Raw genomic sequence first — 14,160 nt, 5'->3', positions numbered from 1 at the left:
AGGGCTACGCGGAACCACACGCCGCAGCAAATCACGTGCCCGCGATTCGAGGTTACAGATCGTCCCTTAGCCGCTTCAGAACGGCGTCGGTATCCGCACCCGTCGCAGGCGGCGCAGACCGATAGCTGACCGGCGTGCGCGAGAATTTGAGCGGATTGCCAATCAGCCGCACCTCGCCCGTCGCGGTCTGTGGCGCGGGCAGGGTGATGGTCATCCCCCGCGCCTGCGCCTGATCGCTTTCCAGCGCCTGCTCGATCGTGTTGACCGGCCCCACAGGCACCTTGCGCGCCTCCAGCCCGTGGATCACGTCCTGCATCGTGCGCTCCGCCAGTGCCTCCGAGATCATCGGCACAAGCGTGTCGCGATGCGCCAATCGCGCCGTGTTAGTGACGAAACGCGGGTCGATGGCCCAGTCAGGCTGCCCCAGATAGTCACAAAACCGCGCATATTGGCTGTCATTGCCCACCGCGACGATCACATACCCATCCGAGGTGGCAAAGACCTGATAGGGCACGATATTGGGATGCGCGTTGCCCGCACGGGTGGGCGCGGTGCCCGAGGTCAGGTAGTTCAGCCCCTGATTGACCAGCCAGGACATCGTCGTATCCACCAGCGCAAGGTCGATATGCTGCCCCTCTCCGGTCGCATCGCGGTGCCGCAACGCCGCCAGAATGCCGGTCGCGGCATAGAGCCCGCAAACCACATCAGCCACGCCGACGCCCACCTTCATCGGCTCTTCGCCCGCCTCGCCGGTGATCGACATGATGCCGCCAAATCCCTGCGCCATCAGGTCATACCCCGGCTTGTCGCGGTTCGGCCCGGTCTGACCAAAGCCCGAGATCGAGCAATAGACAAGGCCCGGATAGGCGGCACAAAGCGTCTCGTGATCGAGGCCATACTTACGCAGGCCTGAGGGTTTGAAATTCTCGATCACCACATCGGCGCGCCCCGCCAGATCGTGCAGCATGCGCTGCACTTGCCGGTCAGTCAGGTCCACCGCCACCGATTGCTTGTTGCGATTGGAGGACATGAAATAGGCCGACAGGTCCGTCGCCTGCCCCTCGGCATCCACCGCAAAGGGCGGCCCCCATTGCCGCGTATCATCCCCGCCAAGGCTCTCGATCTTGATCACCTCGGCCCCCAGATCGCCCAAGAGCTGCGTGCAGGTCGGCCCCGCCAGAATACGGCTGAGGTCGAGAACAACGAGACCATCGAGCGGGCCGGGCATGGGCATCTCCTCAGATACGGTTGTCATAAGAGCCGCGGTCGATTTCCGCGGCGATGACGGTAAATGTGTCGGCCTGTTGCGCCGCCTCCAATGCCGCGCGCAACTCGGCCCGGTTCGTCACCCGCACGCCATTGCCACCAAAGGCCCGGCCGATGGCTGCGAAATCGTGATGGCCAAAATCGACCGCCAAATTAACCATCTGCCGCTCGCGCTGCTTCTTCTCGATCAGCGCAAGGCTCGCATCGACAAAGACGACGAAAATCACCGGCAGGTTCAGCTCCGCCACGGTCGACAACTCTCCCGCCACCATCAGGAACCCGGCATCGCCCGAGAAACTGACAACGGTGGCCTCGGGCGTGGCGATCTTGGCCCCCATCGCCAGCGGCACGGCGCAACCCATGGTGCAAAGGGCCGTGGATTGCAGCACCGAGCGGGGGTGATGCGTCACCCACATCTGCGACAGCATGATGCGATGCGCGCCACTATCGACGGTCGCGATAGTATCCTCGGGCAGCACCACGCGCGCCTCGGCGATGACGGCCGCAGCGCCCCAGTCATCATCCGTCGGAAAGGCCCGCGCCAGCGCGTCACGCGCCGCCGTCACCTCACCGCCGGGCCATGTGGTGCGGGGCGTCACCCCCTCGGCAATCGCCGCCAGCGACGGCCCGCAGGCCCCCACGATATTCATCGTCGCCTGATGCATATATTGATCATTGGGCACGGCGGCGATGTCGATCACCCTGACCTGCGCCGGGTCCCAGATCTCGCGCCAGCCGGGCCGCATCTCGATCGGGTCATAGCCGACGCAAAGGATCAGGTCGGCCCGCTCCACGAGCGGCACAAGGAGGCCATCGGCCAAAGGCGACAGGCCCGCCCCGCCAAGACAAAGCGGATGCGTCTCGGGCACGATCCCCTTGGCCTTGTAGCTGGTGATCACCGGTATGTTCAGGCGTTCCGCGACCTCCAGTATCACCGCCCCCGCCTCCTCGTTGACGGCATCGAGCCCCACGATCATCACAGGCCGCTCTGCACCAGCCAGCCAATCGCGCGCCTTCTCCGGCGCCGCAGGCACCATCGGCACCGCATCCGGGCGGCGGCGCAGTCGTGGCAGCGTCACGCGCATGTCAGCGACGGAAATCGGCACGTCGATATGCACCGGCCCGGGCCGCCCCTCGGTGGCGATGCCCACCGCCTTGTCGGCGATGACGTCGGCCCCCTGAGCCGTCAGCCGAAACGTCGCCTTGGTGATCGGCGCCAGCACCGCCTCGTGATCAAGGATCTGATGGCTATAGGTCAGCGCCTCATCGGCATCGACACAACCCGAGATGACGATCAGCGGCACCCGATCCTGATGCGCGTTGGCGACGGCGTTGACGCCGTTCAAAACCCCCGGCCCCAGCGTGGCAATCAGAATGCCCGGCGCGCCGGTGCGGTGCCAGACCCCCTCGGCCATGAAGGCAGCGGCGTTTTCGTGCCGCGCCAGCGTAACCTCGATCCCAGCCCGCGCCAGCGCATCCATCACCGTCAGAACCTCACCGCCGGGCATGCCAAACGCATGGCGACAGCCCGCCTCATAGAGCCTGCGGGCAAGGTAATCGGCGGCGCGATTTTCGGTCTGGTCGGGGGTGGTCACGGGCATGGGTTCTGTCTCCTCTTGCGGCACTTTGTGGCCGAGCACCGGGCCAACCGCAAGCCGCTTTGCCCCTCTCGCGGTCGGCCTGGGCTGGAATTCCCCCCATGGGCGGCTTAAATCCGGGTTGAGGCAAGCGTCGAAACGGCCTAAGCAAATCGGGATTTCGATCCCGTATGACAGTCAGCCCGCGCACCGCCCGGGACACAAGGATATCCGATGGCGAACCACCTTTATCAGAACGACCTGCCCGACGGGCTGGAACTTGGCCCCGTCGTGGCGATCGACTGCGAGACGATGGGCCTCAACCCGCATCGTGACCGGCTGTGTGTTGTGCAATTGTCGGACGGGGATGGCAACGCACATCTGGTGCAGGTGGCCCAGGGGCAGACCAGCGCGCCCAACCTCGAGAGGCTGCTGCGCAACCCCGATGTGCTCAAGCTCTTTCACTTCGGGCGGTTCGACATCGCGGCGATGTACAATGCCTTCGGCGCGCTGGCCGAACCGGTCTATTGCACCAAAATCGCCTCAAAACTCATCCGCACCTATACCGACCGGCACGGGCTGAAATACCTGCTTCAGGAACTGCTGGGCGTCGATATCTCCAAGCAGCAGCAGACCTCCGATTGGGGGGCAGAGGCGCTCACCGAGGCGCAGCTCGAGTACGCCGCCTCGGATGTGCTCTACCTGCACCGCCTGCGCAAGGAACTCGACAAGCGGCTGGCCCGCGAGGGGCGCACCGACATGGCGCAGGCCTGTTTCGAGTTCCTGCCGATGCGCGCGCGGCTCGATCTGGCCGGCTGGCCCGAAATCGACATATTCGCCCATTGAGCATGGCGCGCGCGGACAACACCTATTCGCGGGTCGTGGCGGGGATGAAGGTCCTGCTGCCGCTGATCGCGCTGGGCTTGTTATCGACGCTGTTCCTGATCTCGCGCACCGTCGATCCCTCGAAATCGGTGCCGGTGGCACAGGCCGACGTGGAAAAACGCGCGCAGGACATGGGGGCCTCCAACCCGAGCTTTGCCGGGGTCACCGATACCGGCGACGAAATCCTCTTCAGCGCCGGTATCGCGCGGCCTGGCCGCGATGTCGACGGCCCGATCACGGCAGATGCCGTCACCGCGCAAATCCGGCTCGCGGCGGGCACCACTGTCGACATCACCGCCCGCGCCGCCGAATTCGATCAGCGCGCGATGCAGACGCAACTGCGCGGCGATGTGCAGATCACTACCTCGACAGGCTACGTGATCGACACCGACCGCCTCGACATGAACCTCGACGCGCTGAACGCGACGACCCCCGACACCGTCACCGCGACCGGACCGCTGGGCGATCTGACGGCGGGGCAGATGGTGCTGCGAAACGCGAACGGGAACGGGGCGGCGGAATTGCTTTTCACCGAGGGGGTGAAGCTGATATACCAACCGCCAGATGTGGGGGACTGAGGCCAGTGGGTAAGATCAAACTTTTCGCCGCGGCGGTCGTGATGGCCTGCCTTCCGGGTCTGGCTCTGGCGCAGGGCGCGCAGGTGGCCTTCGGCAACACCCAGCAGGATCGCAGCCTTCCGGTCGAGGTGACGTCGGACAACCTGAACGTCAACCAGAACGACAGCACCGCGATTTTCACCGGCAACGTGGTCATCGCACAGGGCGCAATGCGTCTCGCGGCCCCCCGGGTCCTTGTGGTCTACCTCGCGGATCAGACCGGGATCGAACGGCTCGAGGCCACCGGCGGTGTCACGCTGGTCAGCGGCGAGGATGCCGCCGAGGCCGCCCGTGCGGATTACAACATCTCCACCGGGATGATCGAGTTGCGCGGCGATGTCCTGCTCGTGCAGGGCCAGAGCGCGATCACCGGCGAGACGATGCTGGTCGATACCGGGGCCGGCACTGCGCGGGTCCAGGGCCGGGTCAAGACCGTGCTGCAACCGGGCAATGACGATCAATGACCAAGCCCGACCTTGTCCTTGCGCATGAAAGCGATGGTGGCGGCCTGCGGGTCGAACATCTGCGCAAGAGCTACAAGAAACGGGTGGTGATTCGCGATGTGTCGCTCTCGCTTGGCCAGGGCGAAGTGGTGGCGCTGCTGGGCCCCAACGGCTCGGGCAAGACCACCACCTTCTACGCCATTGCCGGGCTGATCTATCCCGAGGGCGGCCATATCTATATCGACGGGCGCGATGTCAGCGCGTTGCCGATGTATCGCCGCGCCAAGCTGGGCATCGGCTATCTACCACAGGAAATGTCGATCTTTCGGGGCCTCTCGGTCGAGGACAACATCATGGCGATCCTCGACATCGCCGAGAATAAACGACAGCGGCGGCGCGAGCGGCTGGAACAGCTGCTCTCGGAATTCTCGATCGAACATCTGCGCCGTGCCCCAGCAATGGCCCTGTCCGGCGGCGAGCGGCGGCGCGTGGAAATCGCCCGCTGCCTTGCGGCGAATCCGAAATACCTGCTTCTCGACGAACCCTTTGCCGGGGTCGATCCGATTTCGGTGGGCGATATCCGGCATCTTGTGACCGATCTCAAGAAACGCGGCATCGGCGTGCTGATCACCGACCACAACGTGCGCGAGACGCTCGAAATCGTCGACCGTGCCTATATCCTGCATGACGGCAAGGTTCTGATGTCGGGCAGTCCTCGGGACGTGGTCGAGAACGAGAATGTCCGCCGCGTCTATCTCGGTGACAGCTTCCGCATTTCGTGATCGGCCCCGCGTCGGCAAATCCGCTCTGCCCTGTCGCAAATGCGATTGACAAGACGCCGGGAAAGCGCGTCAATTGGGGGATGACATGTTGTATTATCGCGCTGTTCCCCGAATGGCCCCGGCGTCGCGGGCCTGTCTCGGGACAATCGAAACACATGTCGTTTATCAGCATCCGAGGCTAGGAAAGTTCGCGGCGCAGGCGCGCCGTGCCCGGACCGGGTCTGTCAAGTGAAGGAGAGAAGATGCGTTATCAAATCAGTGGAAAGCAGATCGATATCGGCGAGGCACTTCAAACGCATGTCAAGGACGAGCTGGGCGCGGCGGTGGCCAAATACGCCGAACGTCCGACCGACGCGCATGTCATCTTTTCCAAGAACGCGAGCGAATTCGCCTGCGAGGCGATCGTGCATCTTTCCACCGGATTGACCGCGCAGGCCAGCGCCAAGGCGCATGAAATATACGGTGCCTTCGACGCCTGCTGCGAGAAAATGGAAAAACAACTCCGACGTTACAAGCGCCGCCTGAAAGACCACCATCGCGAGCGTGCAGAGCCGGTTGAACTCTTCGGGGCTTCCTCTTATATCCTCGCGGCGAACGGCGAGGAGGTAGAATCGGAACCTGAAAGCCTGCAACCGATCATCGTGGCCGAGATGGAGACGCAAATCCCCTCTCTTTCGGTCGGCGAGGCGGTCATGCAGATGGAGCTTGCAGGGGCACCGGTTCTTGTCTTCCGCAAAGAGGGAAAAGAGACGGTCAATGTCGTATACCGCCGCGAAGACGGCAATATCGGCTGGATTGACCCGTAATATAAGGTGACGGGCGGCAGTGCGCCTGTCAGTGCGGCTCGACAAATGGACTTACCTATGATCCTCAAGCCAGAGGCCGTGCGCTTCCTGTCCGGTGCCACCAGCAAGAAACGCCTGATGCAAGAGCTTGGGTTCATTGTCGAATCGGCCTACGGCGTGCCGCATGGCACCGCTGTCGAGGCGCTCTTGGAACGCGAGAGCCTGGGGCCCACCGGGGTGGGAAATGGCGTCGCCCTGCCCCATGCCCGAATCGACGGCCTCGATCACGTCGTTGGCGTGCTGACACTGCTGGAAAAGCCGATTGATTTCGACGCGGTGGATCGCCAGCCGGTTGACCTCGCCTTTGCGCTCTTCGCGCCCATCGACGCGGGGGTCGAGCATCTCAAGGCGCTTGCCCTCGTCTCGCGCACCCTGCGCGACACTTCGCTCTGCGCCAAGCTGCGGGCCAACACCGATCCGATGACGCTCTATACCATCGTCACCGAGGCGCAGGCGGCACAGGCCGCGTGAGCACCGCCGGGTCAAAGTAGATCGTTTGACTTAGAGCGGATATCGCACCCTGTCAGAGGTGCTGCTTGATCGCAGGGCGGGGACTGGCGATGCAACCGTTGTTGCCCGCACTTTATCCCAGCCAAGTCATCCTGAACTCAACACGTTGCGCTCCCTATCATATCGCCAGGCCGCGGGACGGCCCGGCGATCGCGCGGCACCTTCGGTGCGTTTCGCGCGGGAGGCGGCAACGACAGCAAAAGACCAATCCCGACCCCCCTACCGCCAGGCCCCGAACCCGAACAGCACATAATCCCGCTGATACACGGTCCGCGCCAACTCCTCGAGTCCATCGTCATAGATATCGGCAAGGGCAAACGGCGCTTGTGGTGCCCCCTCTGGCGGCGCGGGCGGTTTCGCATAGCCCACCTGCCGCGCGAGCGCGGCAAGATAGCCCGGCATCTCGTCCTCACGCAAAATCATGTCGGGCGCACCGAATTGCGCCATCCCTTCGACGGCTGCGGCTTGCGTGCACCAATGGGCATCGACCCGGATCGCCGTCTGACCCGCCAGATTGGCCTTGAGAAACTCCAGGAACGCCAAAAACGCCGTCTTGTGCGCCGCAAGATCATAACCCTCGTCGGGCAGGTTGCCGGGGATCGGCAGCTTGTGGAAATTGCGCAGGGTGCGGCGGATATCGCGGTAACATCCCGGCCCCTTGATCAGGATCTTGTCGCAGAATGCCGCGTGCGCGCGCTCCACCGGATGACGCAGCACGGTGAACCGCCGATGCCCCGGCTTGCGCCGCATCCACTGGCGCAGCGCCTTTTGATTGAGCTTGGTGGGCAGCGTCTCCTCACTAACCTGATCGAGCGCGGCAAGCCACGCGCGCACCTCATGCTCCGGCCCCGACCGGATCGGCATATAGATCAGCGGTGCACGCACGGCGCTGACGAAACCGGGCACGGCGGTCCCCCGTCGCGGCTCGAAATTCGGGGTGCGGGTCAGGTTGTAGGGGTCGCGCCCGGCCAGCGCGTGCTCCATCTCCTTGAAGTTCGACACCTTGTTTTCCAGCGGTTCCGGGTTCTGCGGCTTGAGCGAGGCGTCGAGCGCCTCCAGCCGCGCCTCACAGCCCAGATACCGCGCCAGACCGTTCATAACCTCAAGGCTCTGCAAATCCTCGTAGGCCACATAGAACGCCGTCTGCCCGGTTGCCTGTAGCCGGTTCAGCAGGAACACCTGAAACGCCTGCAACGTCGCCACATGCGTCTCGAACTCGCCTGGATCAAAGGCAATCGGCGCATCGCGGCGGCGTTTCACATTGGTCAGCTTCCACTGCCCGGTGGCCTGCGCGATCTTCCACGACACGTAGCTGTCGACTGGGTTGCGCGTCAGGATGATCTTGGCGCAGCGCGGATCGTCTAGCGCATGATCCAGAACGCGCGGATCATGGTCGTGAAAGAACCGAAAGCCGCCGATGCCCTGCGACTGCCCCTTGATCGCACCAATGAGACGCGTCGGTTCCTCGTCTCGCTCGGCCTGTGTCAGCCCCAGCAACTCGGTCTTGTTGGGATAGCCAATGAAATGCGGGTTGAACGCCTCGCCATGGCATTCGATCCCGTCAAACGCGTTCAGATTGCTTTCCAGAAAATTGGAGCCGGTGCGCATTTCCGCGAACACGACGAAATAGTCAAACGGGCCTGTCATTCACTCTTACCGCACCAGATAGGGTTTGCGCGCATCCTGCTGCGGACTGTGGGTGCCCTGCTCAACCGGGAAATCGCCCATCAGATAGGGATGCATCCCCTGATTCTTGAGGTTCTGCAGGAACTGCCCGAACCCGGTCAGATCGGACATCCGCGGCACCTCGGCCAGACCGCGCAGGTTCTGTTGCCCGATCTCGTCGATGATGGTCTGCAAAGGCTCCATCGGGGCCTCGATGAATTCCGCCATGGTCCAGATCCGCACACGCGCCTTGATCCAGGATGACCGCAACACCTTGAGATGCTGGCTCTCGACCTGCTGCAAAAGCGCCGCCTCGCGCCGGATATCGGCAAAATTGCCGTTCGACTTGAAGAGCGGCACTGCCCAGGCCCCCGAAATCACCGAGACCTGCGCATTCGGGTCCTTGGCGATATACCACTCTATATCCTCGATCATGTCGCGCGGCCCGAACTGGAAACACTGCCGCTCGCCGCGGGTATTCCAGATCAGGCTGGCCAGAAAGGCGCGCGGATTGTAATCGCGCAGCGCCGCACTGTCCGAAAGCGCCCCGTTCATCACCGTCTGACCATCCGAGAACTCGGCCCGCTCCGGCGCAAAAAGATGGCCATGCACCCGCATCCCGGTCATCCGCGCCAGCCACGGCTCGAAATTCTCAAAGAGATCGCTGAACCCCTGAAACACCGAATAGGGCGCGCAGGTCAGCCCGTTTTCGCGGGTCTCCACCGGAAAGCGGCTCTGCATGTATAGACCGGGCCGCCCGCGCGTACGCCGCTCCACCGCCTTGGCGAAAATACGGTCGATCTTGCCGGGGTTGGGCTCGGTGCGCTTCATCGCCCCCGCCGGATCGGTCAGAAACGCCTCGTAGAGACGGTCGGCAAAGGGCCAGATCTTGCGCGCCAAAAAACAATCCGAGCGCCGCAAAAGCTGCAGGTGATCGTCGTAAAAGATATGCGGCTTGCCCTGGTAGTCGAATTTCGACAGCGTCAGCGACCGGCTCTCAATCTGGCGCGAATATTGCCGGGCGAGGGTCTGGAAATAGCTCTCGTCCGGAATCCACACCTTGGAGAAATAGCGGTCATAGACCCGCCGGTAGGGATCATCCAGAATGGCCGACAGCGTCTGCCGCGTCAGACACCACCACTGGCTGCCCATATGCGGCACGATGCCGTTGGGAATGTGCCGCTTGAACCCGACAAGGCGTTGCAGTGCCACGTATTTGTCAAAGAGATAGCGATGGTTCCGCCATGAGAACGGAAACCGCAGGGTAAAGCGTTCCTGATCCAGCCCCCCGATGGTCCAGGGCACATCCGCCGTCGTCGCGCTCTCGATGAAATCGGTATTCGGGCGCACAGCAAGATAGTCGATCAACTCCTGCACCGGGCGCAGCGGCAGGCAGGACCCCGAGGCCAGATAGACATGGCGCACGGTCTGGAACTCGCGCAGCATGATCTCTGCGGCACCCTGCGTGGCCGCGACCAGCCCCCAGGTGCCCCATTCACAGCGATGCCGGGGCGCAAAGCGGACATCCTCGATATCCGACAGGGCTTTTACAAAGGCATTATAGGTCTTGCGCGGCACCGCCTTGTCGACATGGATCACCAGCGGACAGCCCGACGCCGCCCAATGCCGCGCCACCTGTTCGGCCCGGCCAAAGGCGGTGTGGACCAGCATGATAATCCCGACGCTCATGCGTGTACTGCCCTGTTGCTCATGCCCAGTTCCCCTTGGACATCAGCCCGAGGATTTCTAGTTGCCGCCAGTTTATATATTTTTCCGACCATTTGCACCAAAGTTCGGGATTGTGCTGCACGATCTCGGCATAGGCCTTGTATTCGACGCTGGCGGAATAGTGCTGGCGGCGGGTCAGTTCCTCGGCGGCCTTGGCGGTAAAGGTATCCAGAAACTTGGCATGGAGCAGGATGCCGCTCGCCTTTTCGCCACCCCATTCATCATAGGTCAGGTTCAAACCACGCGGCAGCACCATATGGGTCGAGCTTTCATAGGCATAGCGCCGATGCCACTTGATCAGCGGCGTCTTGTTGAGCGCAGGCGCCTTTTTCGGATTGTCGGGAAAGAACACGCGCGCACGCGGCCCGCCCTGAATCCACAGATTGCCGAATTTCTTGTTCTTTTCGATCATGTAGTTGCCGGGATCGAACCAAGCGGCGATCTCCAGCGGGTTCTGGCCGGCGCGGTAGGGCACGACGTCGATCCGCCCCTTGGGATACATGTCCAGCAGCATCGCGCCAAAGGATTTGACCTGCGAGGTATCCAGCCAATCGGTCAGCGCGCGAATGGGTCGGGTGTCACAGAACGGGTAGACAAAGAACTCATCGGGATCGACCACCAGCGTCCAGTGCCCGTGCCCGTATTTCGATTGCAGCCAGTTGAGCCAGTCGATGCCGAAGCGCGCGCGCTTGTAGCTCGCCTTGGTGGACCACAGCGATACATCATCCTGCTGCGCCAGATAATCCGCACCGCCATCGGTGCTGTCATTATCCACGATCAGGAAATGCGAAATCCCCAGATCGCGGTAATAGCGCAGGAAATAAGGCAGGCGGACATGCTCGTCCCGCATGGTCGAAAAGAGCAGCACATCGCCGGGACGAATACGGTCGGTGCGGTCGACAACGGACCGCATCGAGAAATGCTTGCGAAAGGCACGCACCTTGGCCCGTTTGCGCCGAAGCCGCATCCGGTATGATTGCCACGCCCCCACGAGATTGGACCTCCGTTCGTCTTTTTAGATCGCCACAGACTATCTAACGGCTGTTAATACAACCTTTTTTAGGGACAATAGCGATTAAATTCCGAAATCGTTGCCGGAATCAACGGTCAGCGCGGCGAGCGTTTCGCCAGGATCCGTTGCAGTGTGCGCCGGTGCATGTTCAGCCGCCGCGCCGTCTCGCTGACATTGCGGTCACACAGCTCATAGACCCGCTGAATATGCTCCCAGCGCACCCGGTCGGCGCTCATCGGGTTTTCCGGCGGCGGCGGCAAATCGGCCCCGTTGGCCAGAAGCGCGTTGGTGATATCCGTGGCATCGGCGGGTTTCGACAGGTAATCCGTCGCCCCGATCTTGACTGCGGCGACAGCGGTGGCAATCGCGCCGTATCCGGTCAGCACCACGATCCGGCTGTCGGGCCGCTTTTCGCGGATCACCTCGACCACGTCGAGCCCGTTGCCATCCTCAAGTCGCAGATCGCACACCGCATAGGCAGGGGGCCGGTTCGTGGCGATGGCGCGCCCGGCGGCCACTGATCCAGCGGTCTCGACCTCGAAGCCGCGTTTTTCCATGGCTTTGGCCAGACGGCGCAGAAACGCCTCGTCATCGTCCACGAGAAGCAGCGTCTTGTCGTCACCGATGTCCTGCATGTCCTCGGCCATGCCGCTCCTCCTGTTTACGCGCCGTTGCCAGATGTTCTAGCCCGCGCCCGGCCCCCCGTCAAAACAAACACTTAGCTGGCCTCGATAAAACACTGCACACGGTCGGCCATCTGCTCCGGGGTGGTATCGCGGCGAAAGAACTCGACAAAGCCGTGTTCGGGCAGCGACAAGTAGGTCATCGTCGAATGATCGACGAGGTAAAACTCGTCGTCACCCTCGTCACGCGCCTGAAAGAACGTGCGGTACACCTTGGACGCCTCGCGCACCTGCTCTTCGCTCCCCGTGAGGCCCAGCATGCGCGGATGCAGATAATCGGTGAACTCCGCCATCACCTCCGGCGTGTCGCGCTTGGGGTCGATGGAAATGAACACCGGCTTCACCATGTCGCCGCGCTCTTCGAGGATATCCACTGCTTCGGCATTGCGCGCGGCATCCATTGGGCAGACATCCGGGCAGAACGTATAGCCGAAATAGATCAGCGTCGGCTGGTCGATCACATCTTCGTCAGTGACCGTCTCGCCGGTCTCGCTCACCAATTCGAACGGCCCGCCGATCTGCGCCGCCCCGCCCGCGACGTTCGACGCCCGGCATTGCGCGAACTGATCCGCGTCACCACCCCGGGCGGTCACCATGTAATAGGTCCCGCCCAAACCAAGGACAACAACAACGGCGGCGGCAATGGCAATCAAGCGGGTCATGTGGATTTCCTTGCGTTTCGGTGGACGGGGTGCAACCCTCCCTCTATCTAGCATCCCTGACCCCGCACGCAATGGACATGCCCCCGGATATGACCGATCACTCCTCCGGTCTTTTCAAACTACGCAACAGGGGCAACTGGATTCGCCTGCGCACGCTCGTACTGTTGCGCTGGTGGGCGATCATCGGGCAGGCCAGCGCCCTGATCATCGCCGACCGGGTCTATCATCTCGATCTCGAAATGGGGCTGTGCTTTCTGGTCATCGGGGTCTCGGTCGCCTCGAACCTCGTCGCCGCCTTCGTCTTTGCCGAGAACAAGCGCCTGTCGGAGCAGGACACCTTCCTCGTCGTACTCTTCGACATGCTCCAGCTTGGGCTGCTGCTCTACCTCACGGGCGGCATGCACAATCCCTTCACCATCCTGATCGTCGGCCCCGTCACCGTCTCCGCTTCGGCGCTGTCGGGGCGCTCGACCGCGTTTCTCGGCATGATGGCCATCGTGATCGTGACGCTCCTGATGCAATTCTACCTGCCGCTGCGCACCGAGGACGGGTTCGTGCTGCGCGTGCCCGACGTGTTCCGCTTCGGCAGTTGGGTGGCCATCGTGATCGCGGTGCTGTTCCTCGGGGTCTATTCCCGCTGGATCGTGCAGGAAATGCGCGCCATGTCCGACGCGCTCCAGGCCACGCAGATGGCCCTGTCCCGCGAGCAGAAGCTGACCGATCTGGGGGGCGTGGTGGCCGCCGCCGCGCATGAGCTGGGCACGCCGCTGGCGACGATCAAGCTGACCAGCGCGGAACTGGCCGAAGAGCTGGAAGACCGTCCCGAGCTGCGCGACGATGCCCTCCTGATCCGCGAACAGGCCGACCGCTGCCGCGATATCCTGCGCTCCATGGGGCGGGCGGGCAAGGACGATCTGCACCTGCGCCGCACCCCCCTCACCGCCCTCGTCGAAGAGGCCGCGGAGCCGCATGTCGACCGCGGCAAGCATATTCATTTCGATCATGCCGCGGGCGGCGCGGATATCATGACCCAGCCCACCGTGCTGCGCCGCCCCGAAGTGATCCACGGGCTGCGCAACCTCATCCAGAACGCGGTGGATTTCGCCCGCGCCAATGTCTGGGTCGAAACCCGCTGGGGAGACGACACAATCACCCTGCGCATCATGGATGACGGGCGCGGCTATCCCGCTGACATGCTGGGCCGCATCGGCGATCCGTTCATCCGCCGCCGCGCCCCCGCAACCGAGCCGCGCCGCCCGGAATACGAAGGCATGGGCCTCGGCCTTTTCATCGCCAAGACCCTGCTGGAACGCTCCGGCGCCGACCTGACCTTCGCCAACGGGGCCGATGCGACGGGGGCAGAGGCGCTCGATGCCGCCCGCAGCGGCGCACTGGTCGAGGTGACATGGCCGCGCAAGGCCTTCGAGGTGCCCGATACGCCCGCGCTGGGCGAAAACCAGCCCATTCGCGGCTGACGGATCGACG

14 protein-coding genes are annotated in these 14,160 nt (G+C 63.1%); 7 read left to right on the top strand and 7 right to left on the bottom strand.

Annotation, left to right across the window (positions count from 1 at the left end):
• Positions 1-52: 52 nt before the first annotated feature.
• Together BMX04_RS15970 and BMX04_RS15965 are read right to left on the bottom strand one after the other, a co-directional pair.
• Entirely contained in the window at positions 53-1,228 is a 1,176-nt protein-coding gene (locus tag BMX04_RS15970; RefSeq protein WP_074787889.1) for a CaiB/BaiF CoA transferase family protein, read from the bottom strand.
• Between the two features lie 10 nt (positions 1,229-1,238).
• The gene (locus BMX04_RS15965) at positions 1,239-2,867 is read right to left on the bottom strand and encodes a thiamine pyrophosphate-binding protein (protein ID WP_074787888.1); all 1,629 of its coding nucleotides are present in this window, start codon (positions 2,865-2,867) and stop codon (positions 1,239-1,241) included.
• Positions 2,868-3,077: 210 nt separating this feature from the next.
• Here BMX04_RS15965 and BMX04_RS15960 point away from each other — a divergent pair, with 210 nt between their 5' ends.
• The 6 genes from BMX04_RS15960 (at position 3,078) to BMX04_RS15935 (ending at position 6,886) form a co-directional block, all read left to right on the top strand.
• Positions 3,078-3,689: a ribonuclease D gene (locus tag BMX04_RS15960; RefSeq protein WP_050663886.1), complete on the top strand. Its 612-nt coding sequence runs from the start codon at positions 3,078-3,080 to the stop codon at positions 3,687-3,689.
• 2 nt (positions 3,690-3,691) lie between these two features.
• On the top strand, positions 3,692-4,306 hold the full coding sequence (gene lptC, locus BMX04_RS15955) for an LPS export ABC transporter periplasmic protein LptC (RefSeq protein ID WP_074787887.1): 615 nt from the start codon (positions 3,692-3,694) through the stop codon (positions 4,304-4,306).
• Positions 4,307-4,347: 41 nt separating this feature from the next.
• The gene (gene lptA, locus BMX04_RS15950) at positions 4,348-4,809 is read left to right on the top strand and encodes a lipopolysaccharide transport periplasmic protein LptA (protein WP_074787915.1); all 462 of its coding nucleotides are present in this window, start codon (positions 4,348-4,350) and stop codon (positions 4,807-4,809) included.
• Entirely contained in the window at positions 4,806-5,570 is a 765-nt protein-coding gene (gene lptB, locus BMX04_RS15945; protein WP_074787886.1) for an LPS export ABC transporter ATP-binding protein, read from the top strand. Before lptA ends, lptB begins: the two co-directional genes overlap by 4 nt.
• A gap of 242 nt (positions 5,571-5,812) precedes the next feature.
• Positions 5,813-6,376, top strand: coding sequence for a ribosome hibernation-promoting factor, HPF/YfiA family (hpf, locus tag BMX04_RS15940; RefSeq protein ID WP_050663889.1), 564 nt, complete (start codon positions 5,813-5,815; stop codon positions 6,374-6,376).
• A gap of 45 nt (positions 6,377-6,421) precedes the next feature.
• A complete protein-coding gene (locus tag BMX04_RS15935) occupies positions 6,422-6,886 on the top strand; it encodes a PTS sugar transporter subunit IIA (RefSeq protein WP_050663890.1) in 465 nt (154 codons plus the stop codon).
• A 258-nt stretch (positions 6,887-7,144) separates the two neighbouring features.
• On the opposite strand, the gene BMX04_RS15930 is transcribed toward BMX04_RS15935, so the two are convergent.
• The 5 genes from BMX04_RS15930 to BMX04_RS15910 all read right to left on the bottom strand — a co-directional run bounded on the left by BMX04_RS15930 (position 7,145) and on the right by BMX04_RS15910 (position 12,675).
• Entirely contained in the window at positions 7,145-8,572 is a 1,428-nt protein-coding gene (locus BMX04_RS15930; protein WP_074787885.1) for a sulfotransferase family 2 domain-containing protein, read from the bottom strand.
• Positions 8,573-8,578: 6 nt separating this feature from the next.
• The gene (locus BMX04_RS15925) at positions 8,579-10,279 is read right to left on the bottom strand and encodes a DUF5927 domain-containing protein (protein WP_074787884.1); all 1,701 of its coding nucleotides are present in this window, start codon (positions 10,277-10,279) and stop codon (positions 8,579-8,581) included.
• 19 nt (positions 10,280-10,298) lie between these two features.
• The gene (locus BMX04_RS15920) at positions 10,299-11,285 is read right to left on the bottom strand and encodes a glycosyltransferase family 2 protein (RefSeq protein WP_074787914.1); all 987 of its coding nucleotides are present in this window, start codon (positions 11,283-11,285) and stop codon (positions 10,299-10,301) included.
• Between the two features lie 140 nt (positions 11,286-11,425).
• Positions 11,426-11,977 carry an ActR/PrrA/RegA family redox response regulator transcription factor gene (locus BMX04_RS15915; RefSeq protein ID WP_074787883.1) on the bottom strand — a complete coding sequence of 184 codons (552 nt, stop codon included), beginning with the start codon at positions 11,975-11,977 and terminating at the stop codon, positions 11,426-11,428.
• A 71-nt stretch (positions 11,978-12,048) separates the two neighbouring features.
• Positions 12,049-12,675, bottom strand: coding sequence for an SCO family protein (locus BMX04_RS15910; protein ID WP_074787882.1), 627 nt, complete (start codon positions 12,673-12,675; stop codon positions 12,049-12,051).
• Between the two features lie 89 nt (positions 12,676-12,764).
• Here BMX04_RS15910 and regB point away from each other — a divergent pair, with 89 nt between their 5' ends.
• Positions 12,765-14,150, top strand: coding sequence for a sensor histidine kinase RegB (regB, locus tag BMX04_RS15905; RefSeq protein ID WP_074787881.1), 1,386 nt, complete (start codon positions 12,765-12,767; stop codon positions 14,148-14,150).
• Positions 14,151-14,160: the final 10 nt, after the last annotated feature.

It is taken from the genome of Roseovarius tolerans (genome assembly GCF_900109855.1).
In the GTDB taxonomy this organism is placed as follows: domain Bacteria; phylum Pseudomonadota; class Alphaproteobacteria; order Rhodobacterales; family Rhodobacteraceae; genus Roseovarius; species Roseovarius tolerans.
This window is presented reverse-complemented; position numbering and strand designations above follow the sequence as displayed.